Source organism: Microbacterium sp. 16-032 (genome assembly GCF_041079455.1).
Taxonomy (GTDB): Bacteria; Actinomycetota; Actinomycetes; order Actinomycetales; family Microbacteriaceae; genus Microbacterium; species Microbacterium testaceum_A.
Map to the genome: position 1 here is coordinate 411,016 of NZ_JBFYGQ010000002.1, position 25,560 is coordinate 436,575.

At 71.6% G+C, this 25,560-nt stretch carries 30 protein-coding genes; 2 read left to right on the forward strand and 28 right to left on the reverse strand.

The features are described 5' to 3' along the window. Positions 1-20: 20 nt before the first annotated feature. The 27 genes from AB6V31_RS05655 to AB6V31_RS05785 form a co-directional block, all read right to left on the reverse strand. Complete coding sequence (locus tag AB6V31_RS05655) at positions 21-1,124, reverse strand: flagellar biosynthesis protein FlhB (RefSeq protein ID WP_369364546.1); 1,104 nt, start codon at positions 1,122-1,124, stop codon at positions 21-23. Continuing rightward, positions 1,121-1,882: a flagellar biosynthetic protein FliR gene (locus tag AB6V31_RS05660; RefSeq protein WP_369364547.1), complete on the reverse strand. Its 762-nt coding sequence runs from the start codon at positions 1,880-1,882 to the stop codon at positions 1,121-1,123. The genes AB6V31_RS05655 and AB6V31_RS05660 overlap by 4 nt, the downstream gene beginning before the upstream one ends. Further along, a complete protein-coding gene (gene fliQ, locus AB6V31_RS05665; protein ID WP_056227004.1) occupies positions 1,879-2,157 on the reverse strand; it encodes a flagellar biosynthesis protein FliQ in 279 nt (92 codons plus the stop codon). The genes AB6V31_RS05660 and fliQ overlap by 4 nt, the downstream gene beginning before the upstream one ends. Then, positions 2,154-2,915: a flagellar type III secretion system pore protein FliP gene (fliP, locus tag AB6V31_RS05670; RefSeq protein ID WP_074694397.1), complete on the reverse strand. Its 762-nt coding sequence runs from the start codon at positions 2,913-2,915 to the stop codon at positions 2,154-2,156. Before fliP ends, fliQ begins: the two co-directional genes overlap by 4 nt. A gap of 185 nt (positions 2,916-3,100) precedes the next feature. Beyond that, positions 3,101-3,556, reverse strand: a complete 456-nt coding sequence (locus AB6V31_RS05675) for a flagellar biosynthetic protein FliO (RefSeq protein WP_074694148.1) — start codon at positions 3,554-3,556, stop codon at positions 3,101-3,103. Between the two features lie 2 nt (positions 3,557-3,558). Continuing rightward, on the reverse strand, positions 3,559-4,218 hold the full coding sequence (locus tag AB6V31_RS05680; RefSeq protein ID WP_074694147.1) for a FliM/FliN family flagellar motor switch protein: 660 nt from the start codon (positions 4,216-4,218) through the stop codon (positions 3,559-3,561). Further along, entirely contained in the window at positions 4,215-5,108 is an 894-nt protein-coding gene (locus AB6V31_RS05685; protein ID WP_369364549.1) for a flagellar motor switch protein FliM, read from the reverse strand. Before AB6V31_RS05685 ends, AB6V31_RS05680 begins: the two co-directional genes overlap by 4 nt. A 33-nt stretch (positions 5,109-5,141) precedes the next feature. Continuing rightward, positions 5,142-5,954, reverse strand: a complete 813-nt coding sequence (locus tag AB6V31_RS05690) for a flagellar motor protein MotB (protein WP_268103534.1) — start codon at positions 5,952-5,954, stop codon at positions 5,142-5,144. Continuing rightward, positions 5,951-6,754, reverse strand: coding sequence for a motility protein A (locus AB6V31_RS05695; RefSeq protein WP_056226996.1), 804 nt, complete (start codon positions 6,752-6,754; stop codon positions 5,951-5,953). Before AB6V31_RS05695 ends, AB6V31_RS05690 begins: the two co-directional genes overlap by 4 nt. 1 nt (position 6,755) lies before the next feature. After that, positions 6,756-6,971, reverse strand: a complete 216-nt coding sequence (locus AB6V31_RS05700; RefSeq protein ID WP_056226993.1) for a flagellar FlbD family protein — start codon at positions 6,969-6,971, stop codon at positions 6,756-6,758. 100 nt (positions 6,972-7,071) lie between these two features. Further along, positions 7,072-8,235: a flagellar hook protein FlgE gene (locus AB6V31_RS05705; RefSeq protein ID WP_056226991.1), complete on the reverse strand. Its 1,164-nt coding sequence runs from the start codon at positions 8,233-8,235 to the stop codon at positions 7,072-7,074. 23 nt (positions 8,236-8,258) lie between these two features. Then, a complete protein-coding gene (locus AB6V31_RS05710; protein WP_369364551.1) occupies positions 8,259-8,705 on the reverse strand; it encodes a flagellar hook capping FlgD N-terminal domain-containing protein in 447 nt (148 codons plus the stop codon). 12 nt (positions 8,706-8,717) lie between these two features. Next, positions 8,718-10,157, reverse strand: coding sequence for a hypothetical protein (locus AB6V31_RS05715; protein WP_369364552.1), 1,440 nt, complete (start codon positions 10,155-10,157; stop codon positions 8,718-8,720). Continuing rightward, a complete protein-coding gene (locus AB6V31_RS05720) occupies positions 10,154-10,579 on the reverse strand; it encodes a hypothetical protein (RefSeq protein ID WP_369364553.1) in 426 nt (141 codons plus the stop codon). Before AB6V31_RS05720 ends, AB6V31_RS05715 begins: the two co-directional genes overlap by 4 nt. After that, the gene (locus AB6V31_RS05725) at positions 10,579-11,898 is read right to left on the reverse strand and encodes a FliI/YscN family ATPase (protein ID WP_256335506.1); all 1,320 of its coding nucleotides are present in this window, start codon (positions 11,896-11,898) and stop codon (positions 10,579-10,581) included. The genes AB6V31_RS05720 and AB6V31_RS05725 overlap by 1 nt, the downstream gene beginning before the upstream one ends. Then, positions 11,895-12,527, reverse strand: coding sequence for a FliH/SctL family protein (locus tag AB6V31_RS05730; protein ID WP_369364555.1), 633 nt, complete (start codon positions 12,525-12,527; stop codon positions 11,895-11,897). The genes AB6V31_RS05725 and AB6V31_RS05730 overlap by 4 nt, the downstream gene beginning before the upstream one ends. A gap of 134 nt (positions 12,528-12,661) precedes the next feature. Next, positions 12,662-13,741 (reverse strand): flagellar motor switch protein FliG, encoded by a 1,080-nt coding sequence (fliG, locus tag AB6V31_RS05735; protein WP_369364556.1) that lies wholly within the window; start codon positions 13,739-13,741, stop codon positions 12,662-12,664. After that, positions 13,738-15,363, reverse strand: a complete 1,626-nt coding sequence (fliF, locus tag AB6V31_RS05740) for a flagellar basal-body MS-ring/collar protein FliF (RefSeq protein ID WP_326493356.1) — start codon at positions 15,361-15,363, stop codon at positions 13,738-13,740. Before fliF ends, fliG begins: the two co-directional genes overlap by 4 nt. 11 nt (positions 15,364-15,374) lie before the next feature. Next, a complete protein-coding gene (fliE, locus tag AB6V31_RS05745) occupies positions 15,375-15,695 on the reverse strand; it encodes a flagellar hook-basal body complex protein FliE (protein ID WP_056226977.1) in 321 nt (106 codons plus the stop codon). Further along, the gene (gene flgC / locus AB6V31_RS05750) at positions 15,695-16,087 is read right to left on the reverse strand and encodes a flagellar basal body rod protein FlgC (protein WP_074694138.1); all 393 of its coding nucleotides are present in this window, start codon (positions 16,085-16,087) and stop codon (positions 15,695-15,697) included. The genes fliE and flgC overlap by 1 nt, the downstream gene beginning before the upstream one ends. Then, positions 16,084-16,431: a flagellar basal body protein gene (locus AB6V31_RS05755; RefSeq protein ID WP_056226973.1), complete on the reverse strand. Its 348-nt coding sequence runs from the start codon at positions 16,429-16,431 to the stop codon at positions 16,084-16,086. Before AB6V31_RS05755 ends, flgC begins: the two co-directional genes overlap by 4 nt. A 164-nt stretch (positions 16,432-16,595) precedes the next feature. Next, a complete protein-coding gene (locus AB6V31_RS05760) occupies positions 16,596-16,871 on the reverse strand; it encodes a hypothetical protein (RefSeq protein WP_369364559.1) in 276 nt (91 codons plus the stop codon). Between the two features lie 7 nt (positions 16,872-16,878). After that, on the reverse strand, positions 16,879-17,265 hold the full coding sequence (gene fliS, locus AB6V31_RS05765; protein ID WP_056226969.1) for a flagellar export chaperone FliS: 387 nt from the start codon (positions 17,263-17,265) through the stop codon (positions 16,879-16,881). 21 nt (positions 17,266-17,286) lie between these two features. Continuing rightward, entirely contained in the window at positions 17,287-18,651 is a 1,365-nt protein-coding gene (gene fliD, locus AB6V31_RS05770; RefSeq protein WP_369364561.1) for a flagellar filament capping protein FliD, read from the reverse strand. Between the two features lie 101 nt (positions 18,652-18,752). Continuing rightward, a complete protein-coding gene (locus tag AB6V31_RS05775; RefSeq protein ID WP_056226951.1) occupies positions 18,753-19,580 on the reverse strand; it encodes a flagellin in 828 nt (275 codons plus the stop codon). A gap of 145 nt (positions 19,581-19,725) precedes the next feature. Beyond that, positions 19,726-20,598, reverse strand: coding sequence for a sigma-70 family RNA polymerase sigma factor (locus tag AB6V31_RS05780; protein ID WP_143017784.1), 873 nt, complete (start codon positions 20,596-20,598; stop codon positions 19,726-19,728). Between the two features lie 131 nt (positions 20,599-20,729). Then, the gene (locus AB6V31_RS05785; RefSeq protein ID WP_369364563.1) at positions 20,730-21,410 is read right to left on the reverse strand and encodes a hypothetical protein; all 681 of its coding nucleotides are present in this window, start codon (positions 21,408-21,410) and stop codon (positions 20,730-20,732) included. A 207-nt stretch (positions 21,411-21,617) separates the two neighbouring features. Here AB6V31_RS05785 and AB6V31_RS05790 point away from each other — a divergent pair, with 207 nt between their 5' ends. Next, entirely contained in the window at positions 21,618-23,114 is a 1,497-nt protein-coding gene (locus AB6V31_RS05790) for an MFS transporter (RefSeq protein ID WP_176786290.1), read from the forward strand. Between the two features lie 55 nt (positions 23,115-23,169). Here AB6V31_RS05790 and AB6V31_RS05795 read toward each other — a convergent pair whose 3' ends face one another. Continuing rightward, positions 23,170-23,940 carry an SDR family oxidoreductase gene (locus tag AB6V31_RS05795; protein ID WP_176786289.1) on the reverse strand — a complete coding sequence of 257 codons (771 nt, stop codon included), beginning with the start codon at positions 23,938-23,940 and terminating at the stop codon, positions 23,170-23,172. 147 nt (positions 23,941-24,087) lie between these two features. Between AB6V31_RS05795 and AB6V31_RS05800 the strand changes: the two genes are divergently transcribed. Then, positions 24,088-25,410, forward strand: a complete 1,323-nt coding sequence (locus AB6V31_RS05800; protein WP_056226943.1) for a bifunctional o-acetylhomoserine/o-acetylserine sulfhydrylase — start codon at positions 24,088-24,090, stop codon at positions 25,408-25,410. The last annotated feature ends 150 nt before the right edge of the window (positions 25,411-25,560 follow it).

Genomic DNA, 25,560 nt, shown 5'->3' on the forward strand with positions numbered 1-25,560 from the left:
TGTCATGGTCTTCTCGGCTCTCACAGTCCCCGCCCGGTCAGGGCGGCCGGGGGCATCTCGAACGTCCCCGAGCGCGAGCCCCTCTTGTGCAGGTGCTGCACGAACGCCAGCACCTGCGCGACGGCGGTGTACAGGTCCTCGGGGATCTCGCGCCCGAGCTCGACACCCGCGTGCAGCGCGCGGGCGAGGGGGATGTCGCGCACGATGGGGACCTGTGCCTCCTCGGCGCGCTCGCGGATCTTCTGAGCGATGACGCCGGCCCCCTTGGCCACGACCCGGGGGGCCGAGGTGCCCGGTTCGTAACGCAGGGCGACGGCGATGTGGGTGGGGTTCACGAGGACGACGTCGCTGTCGGCCACCGCGGCGATCATGCGGTTGCGGCTGACCGCGAGCTGGCGGGCGCGGCGCTGCGAGCGGATGAGCGGATCGCCCTCGGTCTTCTTGTGCTCGTCGCGCGCTTCCTGCTTGGTCATGCGGGTGTGCTTGCGGTTGCGCGAGATCACGACGAAGACGTCGATCGCCGCGAGCAACAGGCCCACCACGACAGCGACCTGCAGCAGCGTCGCGACAACCTGGCCGGCCACCTCGAGCAGCCACGTGATGCGGTGCCGCCCGCTACCCATGAGGACCGGCACGAGACCGGCGACCACGCTCCACAGCGCCACGCCGATCGCCGCCGTCTTCAGGAGCGCCTTGACGCCCTCCCACAGCGCCGCGGCCCCCACGGTCCGCTTGAGACCCGCGACGAGGTCGAACTGCTCCACCCGCACGGGCACGCCGCGCAGGTGGATCCCACCCTGGGCGATCGCGGTGACCATGACGGCCAGGAGCACGACGATGAGCATCGGCAGGAGCACCTGCCCCACCGAGGCGATGGCCGAGCCGAGTCCCTCGACGGCCGCGCCCACCGTGGGGTCCCTCGCCACAGCCCCGACCCGCAACGTCTGCTCGGTGAGCACGGCCGACGCCGACGACAGCGTCGCTGGCATCATGACGGCGGCGGCGCCGATGCCGACCCACGCGGTGAAATCCTGGCTGCGACCGATCCGCCCCTTCGCGATCGCCTTCCTCAGCCGTTCCGGAGTCGCTTTCTCGGTGCGCTCCCCGGCATCCGTTCCGCTCATCGGGTCACCCCGATCACCAGGCGGGCGGCGTCATCGGCGATCGCGGACACGATCGCCGGCAGCGCGGCGTAGACGAATCCCACCAGAACGAAGGTGAGGGCGATCTTGATGGGGAAACCGAGAGCGAAGGCGTTCAGGGCGGGCGCCACGCGAGAGACGAGACCGAGACCGACATCGGCGAGGAAGAGCACGATCAGCAGGGGCCCGGCGATCTGCACCGCGCTCAGGAGCATCTGCCCGACCGCGGACGTCAGGACCTCGGCGGGACGCGAGAGGTCCACCGTCCCCGCGACCGAGACCGCGTCGAACGAGCGGAACAGTCCGCCCAGGACCAGCTGATAGGCGTCGGACGCGAACAACAGCAGGATCGCCGTCATCTGGAACAAGCGGGTGAACTGGGCGCCGTTGACGTTCATCCCCGGATCGAACGCCTGGGCGAGCTGGAACCCGCCGAACGTGTCGACGAGGAACCCGGCACCCTGAACGGCGCTGAACAACACGAGGACCAGGAACCCCAGGAGCGCCCCGACGAGGATCTGCCCCGCCGCCGCGAGGAGGAAGCCCCCCGCATCCAGCCGCTCGTACCCCGCGACCACCACCGGCGACACCGCCAGACCGAGCCCGACTCCGAGCATGCCGCGCACCCGCATCGGGATGGAGCCGTGACTGAACGGCGGGGCGATCACGAGGAACGCCGTGATGCGCACGATGGCCAGAGCCGTCGCCTCCAGCCACGTGAAGTCGAGGGGGATGTTCATCCGCCGCCGTTCAGCAACGACGGCAGACGCTGGAAGAGTTCGTGCGTGAAGGCGACCGTCTCGGCGATCATCCAGTTGCCGCACACCATCAGCGCGATGCCCACCGCGAGCAGCTTCGGCACGAACGACATCGTCATCTCCTGCACCTGCGTGATCGACTGCAGCAGCGAGATGGCGAACCCGACCACGAGGGCGGTGATGAGCAGGGGCGCGCTGAGCTTCGCGGCGAGCATCAGGGCGCTCGCCCCGATGTCCATGACCGCTTCGGGATTCACGTGCCGCCCCGATAGGACTGCACGAGCGAGGTGATGACGAGACCCCACCCGTCCACCAGGAGGAACAGCAGGATCTTGAAGGGCAGCGAGATCATGACCGGCGGCAGCATCATCATGCCCATCGACATCAACGCGCTCGAGACGACGAGGTCGATGACGAGGAACGGGATGAACACGATGAACCCGATCACGAACGCCGCCCGCAGCTCGCTCAGCATGAAGGCCGGGATCAGGGTGTACAGCGGGATCGCCTCGGGACTGTCGGGGTTCGCCATCTGCGCGGCGCGGTGCATCAGGGCGATGTCCTCCTCGCGCGTGAACTGCAGCATCCACGTGCGAAGCGGGGCCTGCGCGGCGTCGAAGGCCTGACCGAAGTCGATCTGCCCCGCGGTGAAGGGCGCGACGGCGAGTTGATTGATCTCGGTCAGCACGGGCCACATGATGAACAGCGTCAGGAAGAGGCTGAGTCCCGCCAGGACCTGGTTCGGAGGGATCGAGGGGAGCGACAGCGCGTTCCGCGTCAGCGCGAGCACCACGAAGATCTTCGTGAAGCTCGTCATCATCAGCAGCAGAGCCGGGGCGACGCTGAGCACGGTGATGCCCAGAAGCGTCGTGATGCTGTCGGACGGCGTCGCGTTGATGCCGTTGATGCTGACCCCGCCCGATCCCCCGGATTCCCCCGTGGCGGCGAGAGCCGCACCTCCCGCGACGACGTCGACGACGGCGAGCACCGCGAGAACGCCGAGCAGACCCAGGATGCCGGTCCCCCAGCGGCCGCGACGAAACTGTCGACGCCGCCCGGCGGGGCGGGGCGCGGGGCGCGACGCGGAAACGGGCAAGACGGCACTCCGTGCGTGGGTGACGAGGCCGATCCGTAGCCAGGGGGTCGAGCGATCCGTGCTCGCCACCGACTATCGCGACGGCGCCCCCGCGCGGTAACCGCTCAGGCCGCGTGGGCCCCGGATCTCTCGCCGTCGCTCGGGGTGCCGGCATCCGTCAACGTCAGGACGTTCTCGCCGCGCTCGGCGGAGTCCTCCTCGGCGAGCTCGATCGGCGCCTCCTGGGTGTCGACGACGTCGATGCCCTTCTCGCTCACGCCCAGCACGTACCGGATGCCGCCGAACTCGGCGACGACGAGCTGCGCACGGCCCCCGAGCCCGGTGCGCGCGACCACCGTGATCTTCTCGCTCCGCGCGCGGGACGGCGTCGCCGCCCCGGTGCGGGCCGCGAAGCCCGCGAGGGGGCGCAGGCGCCGCCCCAGACCCTTCGGCACCAGCGACGAGAAAGGGCTGTCACCCGCCGCCTGTCCCTTCTGCACCCGCTTCGCGAGGAAGAGCAGCAGCCCGACCACCGCGGCGAGCGAAACGACCGTCCGCGCGGCGAGGAGCAGATCGTCCACGGTCAGTCGCTCCCGGCCTGGTCGATGATGCGCTCCACGCGCACCGCGAAATCTCCGTCCGCGACGACGACCGTGCCGTGCCCGATGAGACGGCCGTTCAGCGTGATGTCGGCCGGCGACCCCGCGGCGCGGTCCAGCTCGACGACGTGGCCGGGCTCGAGGCTCAGCACGTCGCGCACGGGGAGCCGGGTGCGGCCGATCTCGACCACCAGTTCCATCTCCACCCCCGCGATCCGGCTGAGCCGAACCGGGCCGGCCGTCGAGGCGGCGGCGCGGGCGTCGTCGATGCGGATCGCCGCGCGGGCGACGGTGGTGCCGTCCTCGCGGACGAGGTCGAACACCTGGGCTCCGGCCTCGGTGAACACGCTCGCGGCATCCACCTCCTCCCCCTCGCCAAGGGTGCCCGTTCCGAGCACGGCCACGGCGGCCTGGAAGGCGGGGTGCAGGCGGTCCGACAGCTCTTCGCCGCTCGACCCGTCGTCGAGGCCCGCGGGATCGGCGATCTGCACGGCGATACTGGCCCCCGGGGCGCCGCTGAAGGCGACGACGACGGCCCGCCCGGTCGCTCCCGGGTCGGTGGACGGCGTCGGCAGCACGGGGAAGCCGAAGGGGAGCTTCGCCGCGATCGCGGCGGCCATGGCGGCGGCGTGGAAGGTGCTCATCGGGTGGTCTCCTCGAGGATGGTGGTGATCGTGCAGGCGAGTCGCGAGCCCTGGGCACCGGGGACGGCGCGCGCGATCGGGGTGTCGCCGACGATGAGGTCGAAGGGTTTGGTCTCGGGATGGGCGAAGCGCAGCAGATCGCCCGGGGCGAGGTTCAGGACCTCCCCCGCCGCGATGACCCGCGGCGCGATGCGCAGCGACACCTCGAGCGGAGCACCCAGGACCTGGTCGACGGTCGCGCCCGCGCGATGGGCCGCGGCCGCGTCGCGCTCGCTCTCGGCGAGCTGGTCGACGACCACGGCGGCCGGCAGCATGACGGTCGCGGTCGAGCGCGCCTCACCCATCCGCATCGCGAACCGCGCGACGATGACCGCCTCGCCGGGCGAGATGACCTGGAGGTACTGCGGGTTGTCGTGCAGGCCCGCATAGGTCAGGGGGCTCGGCAGCAGCATCCCCAGGCTCGTGGTCAGCAGTTCGAACGTGCGGTCCATCAGCTGGCGGATCAGCGCGGACTCGATGGGGGTCAGCGTGCGCGGTTCGATCGGGGCGGTGCTCCGGCCCCCGAGCATCTGCACCACCCACGTCAGCGCCACGCCCAGATCGAACTGCACGACACCCGGCTCCTCGCGTCCGGCGGTCGCCCCGGTGACCATCGCGGTCGTCGACGGGAGGGTGTCGGCGTACTCCTGGTACGACATCAGCTCGACGCCCTCGAGCGTCAGGTGGGTGCGCATGCGCACCTTGCCGGTGAGCTGCGACGCCCACTGCCGCGCGAACGCCTCGAACGCCGCCTCGAGCCGGCGGCGATGCTCGCGTCCAAGCTGGGCCGGGCGGGTGAAATCGTAGTCGGGGTAGCGGCGCAGGGGGTCGTCGCGGACGGCGGCCGTCATGGCGGGCTCCTTCGAGGTCGGGGACACGAGGCGTCAGCCCCGCGGAGCGGTCTGGACGAGACCGGGGATGAGGGCACGCACCTTCTCTTCCTCGGTGGACTGCACGACGATGTCGACGCGGCGGTTCGCGGCGAGATCCTCGGCGGTGTCCCCCTCGACGAGCGGACGCTGATCGGAGTAGCCGACGGCCTGCACGCGGGAGCCGGTGATGCCCTCGTGCTCGACGAGGAAGCGGGCGACCTTGGTGGCGCGTCCGCTGCTGAGCTCCCAGTTGCTCTCGTACGGCGCGACGGCTGCTCGATGGTCGGCGTGCCCTTCGATGCTGAGGGGGTTGCCGGCGGGGGCGAGCACGTCGCCGATGGCGTCGAGGACGGCGTCCGCCTTCGCCGAGAGGTCGGTGCGGTTGTCGGTGAAGAAGGTCTCGGCGCCGACGAGGCCGACCTTCAGTCCCCGCTCGTCGATGACGAAGTCGACCGTGTCGGCCAGGCCCTGGGCGGCCAGCACCGAGGTGATCTGCGCCTTCATCTGCTCGAGGGTGTCCACCTCGCGGGCGGCCCGCATCGCGACGTCCTCGACGCCGTCCTCGACGAGGAGTTCCGGCGGGATCACCAGCCCCTCGGTGAAATCGCCGCCACCCTCGGTCTGGGATTGCCCGAAGGCTTCGGCGAGACCGTTCTTGAGCTGCTCGTACTTGGTGTCGTCGACGATCGACACCGCGTACAGCACGATGAACAGGCACATCAGCACGGTCACCATGTCGGAGTACGACACCGCCCAGCGCTCGTCGGGCTCGTCGTGGTCGTCCTCGTCATGCCTCCGGGTGCGCGCACGGCGGCTGGTGCTCACTCGGCATCCCCCGTCGCGGCGGCCTTCTCGGGCCGGGACTCCTTCTTCTTCTTGGGCTTGTAGGTGGTGAGGGCCAGCAGCCGCTCCTCGACGAGACGCGGGGCCCCACCGGCCTGGATGGCGAGGATGCCCTCGCACACAAGCGTCATGCGCTCCTGCTCGACGGCGGCCATGCGGTTCAATCGCCCCGCGATGGGGTTCCAGATGAAGTTGGCCGAGAGCAGGCCCCAGAGGGTTGCGACGAACGCCGCCGCGATCATGTGGCCGAGCTCGTCGGGTTTGTTGAGGTTCTCGAGCACGTGCGTGAGCGAGACGACCGTTCCGACGATGCCGATGGTGGGGGCGTACCCGCCCAGGGCCGAGAAGAAGCGGGCGGCCACGCGATTGCGCGCGGACTCGGCGACGATCTCGTCGTCCATCAGCGTCCGCAGGTCTTCGGCGTCGACGCCGTCGGCAACCGCCTGCAGCGCGCGGCGCGTGTAATCGTCGGGGGCGGAGTCGAGCTCGTCCTCGAGGCGCAGCAAGCCCTCGGTCCGCGCCTTCTCGGCGTACGCGACGAGGATCGGGATGACGGCGGCGGGCGCGGATCGAGGACCGCGCACCATCCGGCCGAGCGAGCCGAACGCCGCGATGGCGTCGCGCAGGGTGTGGCTGGCGATGCCGACGCCGATGGTCGAGCCGAGCACGAGGATCATCGGCGCCGGCAGCAGCAGCGCGCTCAGGTGGGCGCCCTCCATCGTGATCATGGCGTACAGCGCGCCGAAGGCCACCACGACCCCGACGACGAAAGCGATGTCCACGTCAGAGCTCCGAGCGTGCCGAGAGCGCGGATGCCGCGGCGAGGACGCGCGCGCGGTAGGCGACGATGAGGTCGACGAGGTCGTCGAGGCTCTCCTCGACGTTGTACACGCGACCGTCGACCATGTGCAGGGTCGTGTCGGGCGACTCGTGCACCCGCTCGATCAGATCCGGGTTCACCGCGAATCGCGTGTGGTCGAGACGGGTGAGGGTGATCATCGAGGGGTCTCCGGTCGATGGGTGAGGGGACGCCCCCGACTATCGCGACGCGGCCCACCGCGGGTAACTCGGGTGGGCCGCGTCGTCGGGCGCCGTGGGGTCAGCGCTTGAGGTTGGTGAGTTCCTGCAGCACTTCGTCGCTCGTCGTGATGATGCGGGCGCTCGCCTGGAAGCCGCGCTGGGCGACGATGAGGTTGGTGAACTCCTGCGACAGGTCGACGTTGCTCATCTCGAGCGAGCCCGAGACGAGCTTGCCGAAGCCGGCCTGTCCGGCCTCGCCGATCTGGGCGCCGCCGCTGTTGACGGTGGCGCGGAAGGCCGTGCCCCCGACCTTCTCGAGACCCTCCGCATTGGCGAAGGTGACCATCGCGACCTTCGCCAGAGTCTCGGTGCGGCCGTTCGAGAAGGTTCCGACGATCGAGCCGTCCCCGGTGATGGAGTACGACTGCAGGGTGCCGGCGGCGGCACCGTCCTGCGAGGTGATCGCGACCGTGCTCATGTCGGCGAAGCCGGTGACCGTGGAGAGGTCGACCTCGATGTCGCCGGCGTTCAGGGTGAGCCCCGTGGGCTGGCGGCCGTCGACGAACGCGAGAGTGCCGGTGGCGCCGCTCGCGGGCTCGGTGACGTCCCACCCCGTCGCGGTGCGGGTGAAGGTGAGGCTGAGCGAGGTGGTGGCCCCCTGGGCGTCGTGCACCGCGATGTCGCGGACGATCTTGTCGCCCACGGCGGCGGACGAGGGGAGGTTGCCCGTCACCGTCGCCGCTGTCGTCTCGCGGGCCGGCGAGACCGCCCCCTGCGGGAGCGAGATGTTGCCCGCCGCCTGCCCGGTGGCCACGACGCCGTTCTGGGCGGTCCATCCCTGCACGAACGACCCGTCGGCCGTGACCATGTTGCCGGCGCCGTCGAAGCCGAAGCCTCCGGCCCGCGTGTAGAGGGTCTCCCCGCCCGAGCGCACGGCGAAGAAGCCGTCGCCCTGGATCATCAGGTCGCCCCCGCGTCCGGTGGTCTGCGCCGCGCCCTGACTGAAGTTGGTGCGGATGCCGGCGACCTGCACGCCGAGCCCGACCTGGGCGGGGTTGCGACCGCCGGTGTCGGCGCCGGGGATCGCGGCCCCGCCGACCGCCTGCGACAGCGTGTCCTGGAAGAGCACCGACGCGCCCTTGAAGCCGGCGGTGTTGACGTTGGCGATGTTGTTGCCCGTGGCGTCGAGCATGGTCTGGTGCGCGCGGAGTCCGGAGATGCCGGACGAGAGGGAACGGAGCATGGAGGTCTCTTTCGTGGGGGTGGTCAGGCGGACGTGCGGGTGGGTGCGGTGGCGAGGGAGGTGATCTCGTCGAGAGGGACGGTCGCGTCGCCGATGGTGACCTGCGGGATCGGGCCGTCGAAGCTCACCGTGGTCACGATCCCCGTGACGGCGGCACCCTTGGCGTCGAGGTAGCCGGCCTGCTGGCCGATGAGGGTCGAGGCGGCCTGGCGCATGTCGAGGGCGAAGGCCTCGGTGGAGGTGCGGCTCATCGCCGTGAGCTGCTCCATCATGGCCAGTTGAGTGGTCTGCGAGATCATCTGGTTGGTGTCCATCGGGGTGGATGGGTCCTGGTTCGTCAGCTGGGTGACGAGGAGCTTCATGAACACCTCGCTGTCGAGGGCCTTCTTCGGTGCGCTCGCGGCCGCCGTGGCGGTCGCGGTGTTCGCCGGGATCGGGGCGGGTGCGCCGGCGATGGGGGTGACGGGCATGCGGGGGTCCTCTCAGACGACGATGTCGAGCCCGCCGCCGGTCAGGGCGACGGAGGGCGCGGACAGGGGACGGGTGCTCGCGCGGGCGGGTGCGGACGACCCGGCGGCGTCGGGCCGGGGCTCGCGTCCGCGCCCGGGCTGATCGGCGAGGGAGCCGCCGCCACCGGGGGCGCCGCGGTCCCCTGCGCCGGTGTCGGCGATGGGGCCGGATCCGACGCTCAGGTGGGCGTGCGGCAGGACGCTCGCGAGGTCGCGGCGCAGGTCGGCGATCATGACGCGCAGCGCGTCTCGGCCGGCCTCGGTCGCTCCGGCGAGGTCGATGCGCACCTCTCCCCCCGAGCCGATGTGCGCGCGGACGGTCACGGGCCCAGTGGAGTCGGGACTGACCGTCAGGGTGATCTGGTGGACGCCAGGGGCGCGCTGAGCGATGTGCACGACGGCGGGCGCGACCTGCGCGGCGATCGAGCGCTGGGTCACCGTCGCGGCGGCGGCTTCGACCGGAGGGGACGGTGCGAGGGGGACGGATGCCGGCACGGGGGCCGCCGCGGCGACCCCGGTCGTGGCGACGGTCGGCGGAGTCGACGGCGCGTGTTCCGTCGGCTGCGAGGCAGGGGCGATCGCGGCGGGGAGGGCGGCACCGGCCGGGGAGGCATCGTTCGGGCCGGAAGCGGCGGGTGTTCCCGAGGCCGCGGCGGGGGTCTCGGGAACGGACCGGACGGTGGCGGGCGCGGGGGCGAAGATCGCGGGGGCCGTGCCCGGGGTCGGTGCGGGAGCGGCCGGGGCCCCACCCGTCGGCGAGGCGACGGGGGCCGCGCCGGCCGCAACGGGGCGAACCGCTGCGGGAGCGACGGCCGCGGCGCTGCGATCGGCCGCGCGCTCTCCGAGGGCAGGCAGAAGCGCCGCGGCGTCGTCGTGGGCTCCGGGCGTCGGACCGGCGCTCGCCAAGACGGCGGTCGCGGTCACGGGGATCGGTGGCGCATCCGCCGCGGCGGGGCTCAGCGGCGCACCGACCGCGGCACCGAGGGCGACCGTCTCCCCCACCGTGCCGGCCCAGGCCGTCTCCGGCGGGGAAGTGAGCGGCAGAGCGTCCGGCGCGTCGGCCGCGGCTCGCGGTTCCCCGTTCCCCGGCGTCGTCGGCGGCACCGGGAAGGGCATCAGCGTCATCGCCACGGGCGCGGGGGTCTCGGCATCCGGTCCCTCCGACGAGGACTCGTCACCGGGGGCCGGATCGTCCCCGCCCGAAAGGGACGCCTCAGCGCAGAGCCCCACCACGGCGATCCGGCCGCTCCCGGAGCTCGGCGCGGCGGCGGGATCGCCGTCACCCGCGGCCAGCGCACGGGCGGCGTCCGAGAGCGCGTCGCCGAAACGCGCGCCGGTCGCCGGATCGCCCGTCGCGCGCGTCGCCCGCGTCGGCGCGGTGGCGGTCGCCACGGCGAGCAAGGGAACGCTCACGCCGCACTCCCCTCATCGCGCGCGGCGCGGACCACGGCCATCTCGTCGAGGGCGCTCTGCTCGGCCCGGCGCTCCCGCGCGAGCTCGCTCTCGAGGTGCGCGTCCTCGAGGCGCTCGAGCCCCTTGAGCTCACGACGCGCCTCCACGTGCGCGGCCGAAGCGGCCCCCGCGGCATCCCGGCGCAGGCGGGCCAGCGTCCGCAGGTCGGCGAGCGCCGCCTGCCCCGACGAGCGCGCGGCGGCCAGAGCGAGAAGGGTCGCGGCGTCGTCGATCGCCGTGGTGATCTCGCTCAGGCTCGACACCGCCTGCTCGACCGCCGTCTCCGCGGCGGCGGCCTCGGAACGGGCGAGGGACGACGACTCGGCGGCGGCGCGCTCCTGGACCCCGCGCACACGCAGCAGGCCGGAAAGGGGGAACGTCATCACAGTCCTCCGAAAGTGGTCGTCAGGGCGGCCAAGCGCCGCCAGGAGTCGTCGGTCGCGGTCAGATCGTCCATGCGCTGGGTGAGGAACCCGTCGATCGCGCCCCGGTGCGCGAGAGCGGCGTCGACGAGGGGGTTCGCCCCCGCCTTGTACGCCCCGATGTCGATGAGGTCGTCGGCCTGTCGACGGGCGGCGAGCACGCGCCGCAGGACGATAGCGGTCTCGCGCTGCTCGGACGTCGTCACCTTCGAGACGACGCGCGACACCGAGCCCAGCACGTCGATCGCGGGGAAATGCCCGCGTACGGCGAGAGCGCGGTCGAGCACCACGTGCCCGTCCAGGATGCCGCGCGCGGCGTCGGCGACGGGTTCGTTGTGGTCGTCGCCGTCGACGAGCACCGTGTACAAGCCGGTGATCGATCCGACGCTGCCGGTGCCCGCGCGCTCCAGCAGCCCCGCCAGGACCGAGAAGGTCGAGGGCGGGTACCCGCGGGTCGCGGGCGGCTCCCCCGCCGACAATCCGATCTCGCGCTGCGCCATCGCGACACGGGTGAGCGAGTCCATCATCAGCACCACGTCGAGGCCGTCGTCGCGGAACTGCTCCGCGATGCGGGTCGCGACGAACGCCGAGCGAAGACGCGCCATCGCCGGCTGATCCGACGTGGCCACCACGACCACCGCGCGAGCGAGGCCCTCGGGCCCGAGATCGTCCTCGAGGAACTCGCGGACCTCGCGTCCGCGCTCCCCCACGAGGGCGATCACGGTCGCATCGGCGGTCGAGCCGCGCGCGATCATCGACATGAGCGACGACTTGCCGACGCCCGAACCCGCGAACAGCCCGAGGCGCTGCCCCACACCGACGGGGGTCATCGTGTCGAGCGCACGGACTCCCAGCCCGAGCTGCCGATCGATGCGCTGCCGCCCGATGACACTGGGAGCCGAGTTGGCCAGCGAGACGAGGGAGGCGTCGACGAGCGGACCGCGGCCGTCGATGGGACGACCGAGGCCGTCCAGGACACGCCCCAGCAGTGCGCGTCCGGTCGGCACTCTCAGTGCCGCGCCCGAGTGACGCACGGGAGCTCCCACGCGGATGCCCGACATCGGGCCCATGGGCATGCAGCGCACGGCATCGCCGTCGACGGCCACCACCTCGGCATCGATCTCTCGAGCGCCCGAGGTCTCGATGCGCACGCGATCGCCGACGGCGGCGGGAACCCCGAGCGCCTCGATGCCGAGGCCCACCACGGCCTTGACGACGCCGGAGCGCTGCGGCCGCGTCGCGGCGAGCGCGCGCTCCCAGCGGCTGCGCGGGGCGCTCACGGCGATGCCTCGGCGTTCTCGTCGATCGAGAGGGCCTCGCGCGCGCGCTCCAGCGCGGCGGCGATGCGGGTGTCGACGCTTCCGTGCGCGATCCGCACGACCGCTCCCCCGGGGTCGACGTCCGCCCCCACCTCGACCTCGACGCCCTCCGGAAGGGACGGGTCCGTGACCGTGTTGAGCGTGCGCAGGTCGCGCTCGTTGAGGTGCACGCGCACCCAGGCCGACCGGGGTGTCTGCGCCGCGGCCCGGCGCACGGCGTGCACGGCCGAGCGGGCGGCATCCGACATCTCCGCACCGAGGATCTCGGCGGCCATCTCGACCGCGAGTTCCTCGATGCGTCGCAGATCGGATGCCACGATCGCGGCGATCCCGTCCTCGAGACGGGCCCGCGCCCCGCCCAGCGCCGACAGCGCCGCCCGGTGGGCATCCTGCGCCGCGGCCTCGCGCGCGGCGGATCGCTCATCGGCCTCGAGACGCTCGCGTTCGAGTTCGGCCCGCGCGTCGCGGCGCCCCTCGGCGAAGCCGTCGGCGTAGCCCCGCGCACGCGCCCTGTCGGCGACGGTCCGGGCGTCGGTTCGCACCTCGCCCACGCGCGGCAGCACCAGCGGCGTGAAGACGGACTCGGACACGGCGGTCACCCTGCGGTTGTGGCGAAGCCGATCCGTGGCCAAGTCGACGAGCGATCCGTGCTCTTCCCGGACTATCGCGACGCGACGGCGTCGCGGTAACCGACCGCCACCGGGGAGGACGATCGGGGTACCGGTCACTCGATGAGCTCGTCGTCGTCCTCGCGCGAGAGGGTGATCTCTTCGGCGGCTTCGAGTTCGCGGATGACGCGGACGACCTCGGCGCGCGCCTCGTCGACCTGCCGCATGCGGACGGGCCCCAGCGCTCGCGTCTCCTCCTCGAGGTTCTCGCGGTTGCGCTCGGTCATGTTGCGGCGGATCACCTCGCCGATCTGCTCGTCGGCGCCCTTCAACGCGAGGGCGAGGACCCGCAGGTCGATCCCGCGCAGCACGCGTTGGGCGTCGCGGTCCTCGAGTCGCGCGATGTCGGCGAAGGTCAGCATCCGACTGCGCACCTCTTCGGCGAGCACGTGATCGCGGTCGTCGAGCCCGGCGAGCAGCGCCTTCTCGAGGGCGGTGTCGGATCGGTTGATGATGTCGACCAGCGGTTGGACGCCGCCGATGGCCTCGTGCGCCTCGCGCATGCCGAACACGCCCGTGCGCGCGCGCAGCGATTCGGCGACGACGGTGATCGCCTCCTGCGAGGCGACGCCGAGCTCCGCGATCGCCTGGGCGACGTCGGTGCGCAGGGGATCCTGCAGAGCGGCCAGCACGGCCGCCGCCCGGTCGGCCCGCAGGTTCGCCAGCACCACGGCGACGGTGGTCGGCATCTCGCCGTCGAGGATCGTGGCCAGCTGCGTCGGATCGGCGGCGTTGAGGAAGTCGAACGACACCACCCCCTGCGACAGGACGCGACCGACCATTCCCACGGCCTTCTCGCGGCCGAACGCCGTCTCGAGCAGTCCCGTGGCGAACTGCTCGCCCCCGCGGCTCATGAGCGATCTGCCCGAGGCGATGCGGCGGAAGTCGGCGAGAGCGTCCGCGGTCGCGGCCGTGTCGACGCTGCCCAGCTGGGCGAGCTCGCCCGCCAACAGCTCGGCGCGTGCCTCGCCGAGGTGGCGCAGCACCTCGGCGCTGGTCTCGCGATCCATGTTGAGCATGACGATCGCTGCTTTCCGCAGCCCCGAGAGGGGTGTGCGGGTGACGGCGAGCACCTCGGTCACGGCGGTGGGCGCGACCTCGGCGACCGCTTCGGGGCGGGAGTCGAGCAGGCTCATACCATCGCCTCATCCATCATGTTGGCGAGCGCCTTCGCGGCGTTCTGCGGGTCGCTCTTGGCCAACTGCTCGACCTCGCGTCGACGCTGCTCGACCAAGACCTGCGGGGCTTCGGGCTCTTCCTCGATGTCGAGGAGTGTGGGGAGGACCTTGGTCGGCGGGACGGCGGGGAGGGCGATCGGCTCGGCGAGGCCCTTAAGAGTCTTGAGCTTCTGCTCCTCGGTCTCGGTCATCGACGCGAAGTACTCGATGGGCCCGTCCTCGGTGTACAGCGTGCGGCGCTTCATCCGCCGCCGCACCAGCAGGGCGACGACGACGATGACGGCGGCCAGCACGATCGACCCGCCGATGATGGCGGTGCGCACGATCTCCGACTGCACCTGCGCGGCCTTCTCGTCCTCCGCAGCCTGGAGGGCTGCGGCCGCGGCCGCGGCGGCGCTCTGGCTGAAGTCGACGAACTCCACGGTCACCGTGTCGCCGCGCGCGGTGTTGATGCCGGCGGCGTTGGAGACGAGGGCCTGAACCTGTTCGGCGGTCACCCCCTGCACCGAGCCGCGGTCGAGCGCGATGCTGACGGTCTGGCGGGTGACTTCTCCGGCCGGGGTGGTCGTCTTCTCGGTCGTCTTGTTGACGGCGTTGTTCCGCGTGGATTCCTCGGACTCGAACGACCCCGAACCGCCGGCGTCGGGCACGGCGATGTTGTCGGGGCCGAGGATCCCGGTTCCCCCCGCCTGTCCGCCGGTCGAGGTCTGCGTGCGGGTCTGCTCGTTCGTCATCACGCCACCCTCGGGCGCGGTGTACGTCTCGTCCATGCGCTCGGAGGTCGAGTTGGCGACGTCGGCGCTGACGCTGACGGTGGCGTTGCCGGGTCCCACGATGGTCTCGAGCATCTTGGTCACCGATCCCGCGACCTTCGCCTCGTGATCGGAGGCCTGCGTGCTGGCGGAGCCGGTGAGGCCCTGTCCCACGGCGGCGAGGACGCGCCCCGACTGGTCGGTCACCGCGACGTCCTCGGGCGTCATCCCCGGGATGGAGGCACTGGTCAGATGCACGATCGCGGCGATCTGGTCGTCGTCGAGACTCGACCCGCCCTGGGTTTTGAGGAAGACGGATGCCGTGGGGTGCTGCTTGTCGGCGACGAACACGCTCTGCTCGGGAATGGCCAATTGCACGGAGGCCGCGGTGACCCCCGACATCGCGCCGATCGTCGCCGCGAGCTCGCCTTCGATCGCGCGCTTGTAGGTCACCGACTGCTGGAATTCGCTCGCCGTCACCCCCATCTTGTCGAGGAGGGTGTAGCCGCCGGTGTTGTCGGTGGGCAGCCCTGCGGCCGCGGCCGCCAGTCGCTGCGGGTAGACCTGGGCGTCGGGGACGAGGACCGTCGCTCCGCCCTCGGTCAGTTCGTAGGCGACCCCCGCCGACTTCAACTGCTCGACGACGGCGGACGCGTCGCTCGGGCTGAGGCCGGTGAACAGCGGACTCATCTGCGGTTTCGCGAGCCAGCTGCCCAGCGCGATGACGCCCATGACGAGCAGGGCGGCGCCGATCACGGCGATCGTGCGCTGGGCGACGGTGAAGCCGGCGACGATTCTCTTGAGACGCTCGAACGAGTTCGTGAGCACGCGCGGCACGGTCAGGCCTGCATCCGCATGACGTCGTTGAACGCGGCGACGCCGCGATCTCGGACGGCGACCATGAGGTCGAGCGTGACGCCGGCGCGCGCCGAGGCCAGCGTGGCCTTGTGGATGTCGTCGAGGTCTCCGGTGACGGCCTGCACGGCGAGCTCGTTCGAGGTCGACTGCAGGGTCTGCAGGTTCTCGACCGCGGAGGCGAGCGAGGTCGCGAACGACGCTCCGCCGACGCCGGCCGAAGCCGGGGCGGCGGTCTGCTCGAAGCTCAACGGGCTCAGGGGCGTCACGCCCACCGCCGCGGTCGGGTCGATGGCAAGGCTCATCAGCTTCGTCCGATCTGCAGGGCCGCTTCGTAGCTGGTCTTGGCGCGGTCGATGACGGCGGCGTTCGCCTGGTAGCCGCGCTGGGCGAGGATCAGCATGCTCATCTGGTCGCCGAGGTCGACGTTCGGGTACTGGACGTAGCCGTTCTCGTTGGCGTAGGGGTGCTCGGGTTCGTAGACGAGGCGCCCTTCCGCCGTGGAGTCGCGCACGCCCGTGACGTAGACGCCGGGTGTCCGGCTCCCCTCGGCCACGGTGACGTACTTCTCGCGGAACATGTCCTGGCCCGCGGGGGTGGCGGTGTTGACGTTGGCGATGTTGTCGCTGATGGCGTCCAACCACTTGCGGTGGGCCGACAGGCCCGTCCCCGCGATGCCGATCGCGTCGAAACTCATGCGGAGGCCTGCCCGATCGCCTTGGTGATGGATGCCGCTTGGCCGCTGAGCGCTTGGGCGGCGAACTGGTAGCGCAGCACCGTGTCGATGTTCGACATCGTCTCGGTGTCGAGGTTGACGTTGTTGCCGTTGAGGCGGGTGGGCTCCAGCGATCGCTGCACGATCGCCTCGACGCGTCCGGAGCCCTGCTCGACGGCGCTCTTGAGCCGGTCCTCGAACGACACGCGCTTGGCGTGGTAGTCGGGGGTGTTGACGTTCGAGATGTTCTCGGCGATCGCGCGCTGCCGGATCGACAGCGCGTCGAGGGCGCTGGACAGCGCGGTTGAGGTGACGGATTCGAGCACGCGGCACTCCGGTCGAAAGCGAGCCGATCCGTGGCCAGGCGATGAGCGATCCGTGCTCGGCCCCGACTATCGCGACGCGGACGCCCCGGCGTAACCGCGAGCGTCGGATGCGGAGGGATGCCGTCCCGCCCCGCCACGGCCCTGTCAGGCGCGGAGCGACCCGGTCACCCGCGCACGTCGAGGTAGACGGGTCCGCTCGTCTGCGTCGGGGGGATCCGCCGGAGGGTCGCGAGCTCGCGCGCGACCTCGGCGCGGGCGATGCCGACCGCTTCGATCTCGCGGAGTTGCCGCTCGAGGATCGCGCGCGCGCGAGCGACGAGGTGCTCGGGCGGAGGACCGGCGGGGCGCGCGAAGGCCTCGGGGACGTACTCGTCGCCGCCGTCGAGGGCGCGCTCGAAGGTGTCGAGGAGTGCGGCCCAGGCCGCGACGTCGTCGGTCACGAGGGGGTCACGAGACCGTGAGGGCGGCGGCCGCGGCGTGCCAGGCGTCGCGGAGCGGGGCGATCAGGGTCGCGCACTCCTCGGTCGCCGCTTCGTCCCGGCCGACGTTGGCCACGATGAGGCGGCCCGTGATGTAGGTGTAGAGCCCGCGCAGCCCGTCCGACCCGTCCCAGTTCGCGTCGAGCGAGCCGCTGAGTTCGGCGATGATCGCCTGGGCGTGCGTGAGGTACGTGCCGGCCGAGGGCCAGTCACCGGCGGACTGGGCGACGCGCGCGCGTTCGACGTCGACGAGCAGCCGGTCGTACAGCATGGTGACCAGACGCTCGGGGGTCGCGGACGAGACCTGCTGCTCGAGGTATTCCTGCTGCGCACGGGCGAGGGTGGTGACGGGCATCGTTCTGTCTCCTGTTCGCGGTTACTTCGACGACGGGGTGAGGGCGGCCAGCTGCGAGGTGAGCCACGACGACTGCGACTGCAGTCCCGATAGGCGCACCTCCATCGCGGAGTACGTGCGCTCGAGCGTGGCGCGCCGCATGTCGAGCCGGAGGTCCATGCGCTCCACCTGCTGCTGCAGCGTCTTGACCTCCGTCTGCTGACCGGTGATCCGCTGCGTCAGCAGGCCGTCGTACTTGTCGGAGTACTGCGCGGTGGCCGCCTGGACGCGATCCGAGACGGCGGAGAAGACCGCCTGCGTGCGGGCGGGATCGGCCGTCATCGCCGCGGTGAAGGCGTCCTGGTCGAAGGTGAGCGTCCCGGCCTTGTCGACGCGGATGCCGATCGTCGACGGCGAGATCCCGTCGACGGGGCTCTGCACGGCGCCGGCGAGCGCGCCGCGAAGGGCGCGCACCGTGCTGTCGCCGGTGAACACGCCCAGCGTCGTCGCGGCGCCCGGGGCGGCGACGGTGGCTTTGGACCCGTTGTCGATGCGGGTCAGCAGGGCCGCGATGTCCTTGACGAACGCGGCCGCGGTGTCGGATTGGGCCTTCGGGTCGGCGGCGACCGTGATCGTCACCGGCTGCGCCGACACGGCGCGCACGGTGACGTCGATGCCCTCGCCGATCCCGGTGAAGGTGTTGGTCGAGCTGGTGACCTTCTGCTCGGCGGCGGTCCCCGCGAACAGGCGGATGACGGCATCGGTCCCCTGTGCGACGATCGCGGCGCCCGCCTCGGTCGCGACGTCGGGTCCGGTTCCGGCGGCGACGTCGGCGGCGCTGCCGCGGTGCAGGGTGAAGGCGGCATCTGCCCCCGTCGTGCTCGCGGTGATCTGCACGCGCGACAGCGGCTGGCCGTCGACCCCTCGGCCGCCCGGCACCACGGTGGCGGTGACGCCCGCGCCCGCGGCGTTGATCGCGGCGACCAGATCGCTCGGCGCGCTGCCGGTCGGCGAGATCTCGGTCGCCGTGCCGTCGGCGGCGACGAGCATGAACGGCCCGCCGAAGGCGTCGGCTGCGCCGGGAGCGGTCACGACGGCGTGGGCCACGGCGAGGGTGTCGACCACGACGGCGGTCGAGAACACGCGGGCCTTGTCGCTGGCCGTGACGGTGACGGCGTCGGCCGAGCTCGTCGCCGTGAAGCGCGCGAGCGAGGTCGCCGATGCCGCGGTCTTCGCCTTGTCGGCCAGGCTCTGCAGCGAGGTGTTCACCGACTGCAGATTGCTGATGATGGTGGTGCGGTCGGTGATCTTGTTCGTCACCAGGGTCTTGGGGATCGCCGCGACGCTCATCAGCGCGTCGATGACCTCTTTGGTCTTCAGACCGGATGCCAGACCGTCGATGTTCATGGTGTCTTTCGTCTTCCGTCTGTGCAGCGATCCCGGGTGAAGCGACGCCCGGGCGAGAGGAATCCCCCGCCCGGGCGTCGCCGGCGCGTCAGCGCTGCGGATCAGCGCAGGAGCTGCAGGACGCCCTGGCCCGACTGGTTGGCCTGGGCGAGCATCGCGGTGCCCGCCTGAGCCAGGATGTTCGAGGCCGTGTACTTGACCATCTCGGCCGCCATGTCGGTGTCGACGATGCGGCTCTTCGCGGCGGACAGGTTCTCGGCCGAGACCTGCAGCGAGTTGATGGTCGACTCGAAGCGGTTCTGCGCCGCACCGATTCCGGCGCGGGCGGTCGACACGTTCGTGATCTGGGTGTCGATGGCCGCGATGGACGTCGCCGCGTTCGCCGCCGTGTCCACCGTCAGTGCCCCGACCGTCGCACCGAGGGTGCTGAAGTCCGTGAGCGTGACCGAGATCTGGTCCTCGGCGGCGACGGCACCCGCGCCGACCTGGAAGGTCAAGGCGGCGTTGTCACCGTTGAGGAGCTTGATTCCGTTGAAGTTGGTGCTCTCGGCGACGCGCGTCAGCTCCTCGCCCAGGGTGTCGATCTCCGTCTTGATCGCGTCGCGCGACGCGGGGTTGTTGGAGTCGTTACCCGCCTGCACCGCGAGATCGCGCACGCGCTGCAGGATCGAGTGGACCTGAGTCAGGGCGCCTTCCGCGGTCTGGATGACCGAGATGCCGTCCTGGGCGTTGCGCGCGGCAACGTTCAAGCCGTTGACCTGCGAGCGCAGGCCCTCGGAGATGGCGAGCCCGGCGGCGTCGTCGGCCGCACGGTTGATGCGCTGACCGCTCGAGAGCTTCTCGAGCGACTTCGACACGTCGTTCTGGTTGACCGACAGGTTGCGGTACGCGTTGAGAGCACCGACGTTGGTTGCGATCTGAAGACCCATGTTGTTCCTCCGTGGATGGGGTGTTCGAAGCGGGGCCGTCCGTGGCCCCGCAACCCCCACCATCGCGACGGGGCGGGCCGGGCGTAACCGAGCTGTGCGAAGAACTCCGCGGGGCCGCCCGCTCGGCGGCATCCGGTCGGTCGGATCAGGCCGGCAGCGCCAGTCCCGCCAGCTCCGCGCTCGACGACGCGGCCCCCTGCAGGGCCCGGCCCGACGGCACCGGCGCGGAGCCGAAGACGCCGTCGAAGAAGGCGGCCTTCGTGGCCGTCGAGCGATCCGGCGTCGTGCCGTTCTCCCACGCGTCGAGGGCCTCGCGCATGAGTCCGAGACCGATCCGTCGAAGCTTCGAGACGTAGGCGTGGCTGACCGCGAGATCCGCGGCGACGTCCTTGACCATCCGCTCGTCGAGGTAGACCCCGCGGATGACCTGGCGCATCTGGTCGGGCAGGGCGTTGACGATGCGCTCGAGCATGCGCTGCTTCTCGGCCTGCTCGACGGCGTGCTCGGGCAGGATGACGCTGTCGGTGAGGTCGGCGACCTGCCGGGAGTCGTCGTTCTCGAACTGCACCTCGAAGCTCGTCCCGGTGCGGACCATCTCGTCGAGGACCCGCATCTTCTCCACGACCTCGGCGTCGAGGCCCGATTCGGCGGCCAGCTCCGCCACGCTCGCGGCCCGACCGGTTCGCACCCGCACGAGCTCGTCGGCGACGCGCACCCGCTCGATCTTCTCGCGACTGCGCTCGCCCGCCGGGTCGGCGGCGCGCATCTCGTTGAGGATCGCCCACGTGATCTTCGTGCGCGCGTACGCGCCGAACGGGATGCCGCGTGCGGGCTCGTACTCCATCGACGCGGTGGCCAGGCCCAGGTACGCCGCCGAGAGGAGATCGTCGAGATCGACGTGCTGCGCGCTGCGCGCCTTCTCGACGGCGAGGTACTTCGCCAGGGGCAGGTTCTCCCGGGCGAGACGCTCCGGCGACATCGGGGTCTCGGACTCACGGGGGGCAGTGACGCTGCTCAACACGGGGGCTCCTGCTTTTTGCTCGTTTACAAGCAGAAACTAACACACTCCGGAACCGCTCCCCGCCCCGGGTCCCGGCCCCGGGGTTCAGGCCGACGCGGGACGTCGCCGTCGGGTCGCGGCGAGCGCGCTCAGGACCGCGCCATCACCCGGAGACCCACGACGGTCACGGGCGCCTCGCCGATCGGCAGGGTCGCGAGACGGGGGTTCCAGATGACGAGCGGAGCCCCCGCGTCGACGTGGCACTGGTCCTCCGCCAATCCCGAGCGCGCGCGGAGGCCGTGCCGGTTCAGAAGGCGCGAGAAGCGCTCCCGCTCGTTCCATCGCCAGCCGCGCACCGGACTCACGAGCACCCCCGCCTGCACGCGTGGGAACGACGGGTGGGCGAACGCGCGCGCATCGCGATGGAACTGCTCGAACGCCGCGTCGCACCCCTCCTCCTCGAGGGCCCGGGTGACGCGACGCACGTCGTGGTCGAGGCGCACGAGGGCGGCACGCGTCCCCACGCGCATGGTGGCCGCGAGCGTCAGGACGAGCCGGGAGTACGGCCCGAGCGTGCTCACGCGGCCCCAGGCCACGCCGCGATGCGGGATCATCCCGTGCGCGCGCAGCCAGCGGTCGAACACCGCGTCGGCGTGCGACTCCGATCGACCACCCCCGAGGAGGCGGGACTCGTCGGCCAAGCGCGCGGAGACCATCCGAGCGCGTAAGGTCGGTGCCGGGGAGCCGGGGTCGGCGAACTCGCGCAGGGCATCGGCGGTCGCCAGCTCGTTGAGCCGGGCGAACCGAGCCACCATCTCTGCGGCGGTCATGCCGGAGCGCAATCCCGCTCCGTCCACCGCCACGGCCCGCGCGTCCCACCCCATTCGCGCCAGCTCCTTTTTTGCACGTTTACGAGTGAACGTAGCACGCTCCATGACGGCTGCCGCGCCGCGACGGCGAGAGGCGCCCCGCACGCTCTCCGCGGCGCATCCCCCCCGCGTCGTCGACCCCGGTGCCCGCGGTGTTACTCTCACGCCATGTCGCGCGTCTCCGGCGCGGTCGCACGGGTGCGCACCTCCGCGCTCGGGGTGACCGCGGGTCTCATCGGCTGGTTCGTTCTCGTGGAGCTGGCCAGTGGCATCCTCCAGGGTTTCTACATCCCCCTGTTCCCCGAGATCGTCACGCACCTCGGGATCCGCGACGCCGACATCAACTGGTTCGAAGCGGCCCAGCTCCTCGTGTCGGCCCTGGTCCTCCCCGTCCTCGCCAAGCTCGGCGACATGTTCGGGCACAAGCGCATTCTGCTGCTCTCGGCGATCGCCACCGCTCTCGCGAGCTGGGCGCTGGTGTTCGCCGACTCGTTCGCGACCTTCCTCGTGGCGTGGGCGTTCCAGGGGTTCTACGTCGTCTGGCTGCCTCTCGAGATCGCCCTGATCTTCGACCGCGGACGCCGCCAGCAGCGCGGAGTGTCCCAGACGCGCCGTGCCGCCGGACTCCTCGTCGTCGGCCTGCAGTTCGGCGGCATCCTCGGCGCCCTCGCCGCCGGTCGCTTCTTCGCCGCGAGCGGGGGCGACCTCCCGCTCTCTCTGGCGATCCCGGCCGTCGTGGTGACCCTCATCAGCGTCGCGATCTGGCTCGGGGTGCCCGAGTCCGAGCGCTCGAGCGAGCCGCGCCGTCTCGACGTCGGCGGCTTCGTCATCCTCGCCGGTGCTCTGCTGTTCATCACCGGGGCGCTGTCGTTCGTGCGCCTGCCGGCGGGCCCGGGCCCCCTCGTCATCGGCGGCCTCCTCGTGGTCGGTGTGATCCTCGGCGCGCTCTTCGTGCGCTACGAGCTACGCCAACCCGATCCGGCCATCGACATCCGCATGCTCCGGCGTCCCGAGATGTGGCCCGTGCAGGCCACCGCCTTCCTCGTCGGGATCAGCCTGCTCGGGGCTCAGGGGCCGCTCGTCACCTACATCGGCACCGACCCCGCCCTCGGCTACGGCCTGGGCCTCGACGCGACGCAGCGCTCGAACGTGGTCGGCGCCTACCTGCTCTCGCTCATCGTCGGCGCCGTCCTCTTCGCCGTCACCTCGCGTCGCGCGAGCCCGCGCGTCATGCTCATCGGGGCCGCGGCTCTCGTCGGTGTCGGGTACGCCCTCCTCCTGCCCCTGCACGACCAGCTGTGGCAGGTGCTGCTAAGCCTCGGCATCGCGGGTCTCGGCGCGGGCGCCCTGGTCGCGGCGATGCCCGCCGCCGCCGCGGCGGCGGCTCCGCGCGGACAGACGGGCGTCGCCTCGGCGATGACCAACACGACCAAGACGATGGGCGGCACCATGTCGTCCGCGATCTTCGGCGTGGTGCTGGCCGGCGGTGCGGGAGCCGCGATCGGAACCGCCGCACCGTTCGCCGGCTACGTCACCGTGTGGATCATCTGCAGCGCGGGCGGCCTGCTCGCCGCCGTGCTGCTGTTCTTCGTCCCGAAGGTCGCGTTCTCCGACGCGGCGGAGGTCGAGGTCACCGCCACCGCGGCGCGCGGAGAGGTGGGCTGACCCCGCTACCGGGCTGCCTTCCGCCGCTGTCGACCGCGGCGCGGTCGCCCCCGGGTCAGCGCGTCGTCAGGGGCCCGCGCGCGAGCAGGTGCTGCGCGGACTGGGCCACGGGACGCAGGGTGACCAGGTCGAGGTTCACGTGACCGGGGGCGTCGAGGGCGTACGCGATGACGTCGGCGACGTCGTCGGCCAGGAGCGGCGCCTCGACACCCGCGTACAACTTGTCGGCGGCTTCCTGATTTCCGCCCAGGCGGTTGAGACTGAACTCCTCGGTGCGCACCATGCCCGGGGCGATCTCGATGACGCGCAGGGGTTCGCCGTTGAGCTCCTGACGCAGAGCGTGCACGAGCATCGCCTCGCCCGCCTTGGCCGCGTTGTACCCGCCGCCGCCCGGGTAGGCCGTCTGTGCGGCGGTCGAGGTGACGAAGAGCAGGTCGGCGTGGCCGCCGGCATCGGCGGCCGAGCGCAGGAGAGGCAGAAGGGATGCCACGAGCCGCTGCCCTGAGAGCACGTTCGCCTCGAACATCCAGCGCCAGTCCTCGGGGTCGCCGTCTTCGACGCGGTCGCTGCCGCGCGCCCCTCCGGCGACGTGCACGAGCGCGTCGAGTCCGCCGGTCTCGCGCAGCCAGGTCGACAGCCCGGCGACGTCGGCGGCGTCGGTCAGGTCGGCCGCGTGCGCGACGACCCCGGTCTCGGCCTCGAGGGCCGCGAGGCGGTCCGCGCGACGGGCGACGCCCACGACCTCCCACCCGCGCGAGCGCAAGAGGCGCGCCGTCGCCTCTCCGATACCCGAACTGGCCCCGGTCACCACTGCGCGTCGTGTCATGGCATCCACGCTATCGGTCCCCTCCGACACCGGACCGCGGCGCGGTGTTACGGCCCGTGTCCCCATCGGTTGTCGGTGTCGGAGGCTGTCCCTACGCTCGCAGCAGGCCACGGCGACCGCCCGGCCTCCAGAAGCTGAGGAGCAGTCATGTCGGTACCCGAGAACTGGCGTTTCGAGACCAAGCAGATCCACACCGGCGCACAGCCCGACCCGGTGACCAAGGCCCGCGCCACCCCGATCTACCAGACCACCTCGTACGTGTTCGACAACGCCGACCACGCCGCGAACCTGTTCGCGCTGGCCGAGTTCGGCAACATCTACACGCGTATCCAGAACCCCACGCAAGACGTCGTCGAGCAGCGCGTCGCGGGCCTCGAGGGCGGCACCGGCGCCCTCCTCGTCGCCAGCGGACAGGCAGCCGAGACCTTCGCCGTCCTCAACATCGCGCAGGCGGGCGACCACATCGTCTCGTCGAGCTCGATCTACGGCGGCACGTACAACCTCTTCAAGTACACCCTCGCCAAGCTCGGCATCGAGACGACCTTCGTCGAGAACCAGGACGACCCCGAAGAGTGGCGCGCGGCGGTGCGTCCGAACACCAAGCTGTTCTTCGCCGAGACCATCGGCAACCCCAAGATCAACGTGCTCGACATCCGCTCCGTCGCCGACATCGCCCACGACGCCGGGGTGCCGCTCATCGTCGACAACACGATCGCGACCCCGTACCTCATCCGCCCCTTCGAGCACGGCGCCGACATCATCGTCCACTCGGCGACCAAGTTCCTCGGCGGGCACGGCACCACGATCGGCGGCGTCATCGTCGACGGCGGAACCTTCCCCTGGTCCGAGAACTCCGAGCGCTTCCCGGGCCTGACGACCCCCGACCCCTCGTACCACGGCGCGGTCTACACGCAGGCGGTCGGCGACGGCCTCGCCTACATCATCAAGGCGCGCGTACAGCTGCTGCGCGACCTCGGAGCCTCGATCTCGCCGCAGAGCGCGTGGCAGCTCATCCAGGGCATCGAGACCCTGTCGCTGCGCATCGAGCGCCACGTGCAGAACGCGCAGGAGATCGCGGAGTGGCTCGAGTCGCACCCCGACGTCGCGACCGTCAACTACTCCGGTCTGCCGACCTCGCCCTGGTACGCCGCGGCCAACAACTACGCCCCCAAGGGCGTCGGCGCGGTGCTGTCATTCGAGCTGAAGGGCGGCGTCGAGGCGGGCCGCGAGTTCGTCAACTCGCTGAGCCTGTTCAGCCACCTCGCCAACATCGGCGACGTGCGCTCGCTGGTCATCCACCCGGCGTCCACCACCCACTCGCAGCTCACGCCCGAGCAGCAGCTCACCGCCGGCGTGACCCCGGGCCTGGTGCGCCTGTCGGTGGGGCTCGAGAACATCGACGACCTCAAGGCCGATCTCGACGAGGCCCTCGCCGCCGCGCGTCGCCTGTCCGAGGCCGCCCGCGCCTGACCCGCACGCGCCGAACGCCCCGCCCCGGGCTCTCCGGGTCGGGGCGTTCGCGCGTGTACCGACGTGCGTGTGCCGACGCGCGTGAGGGGTCGGAATGTGTCGCCCGGCCGCGTGCGAGGCGACCAGAACCGACCCCTCACGCGGCGGGGG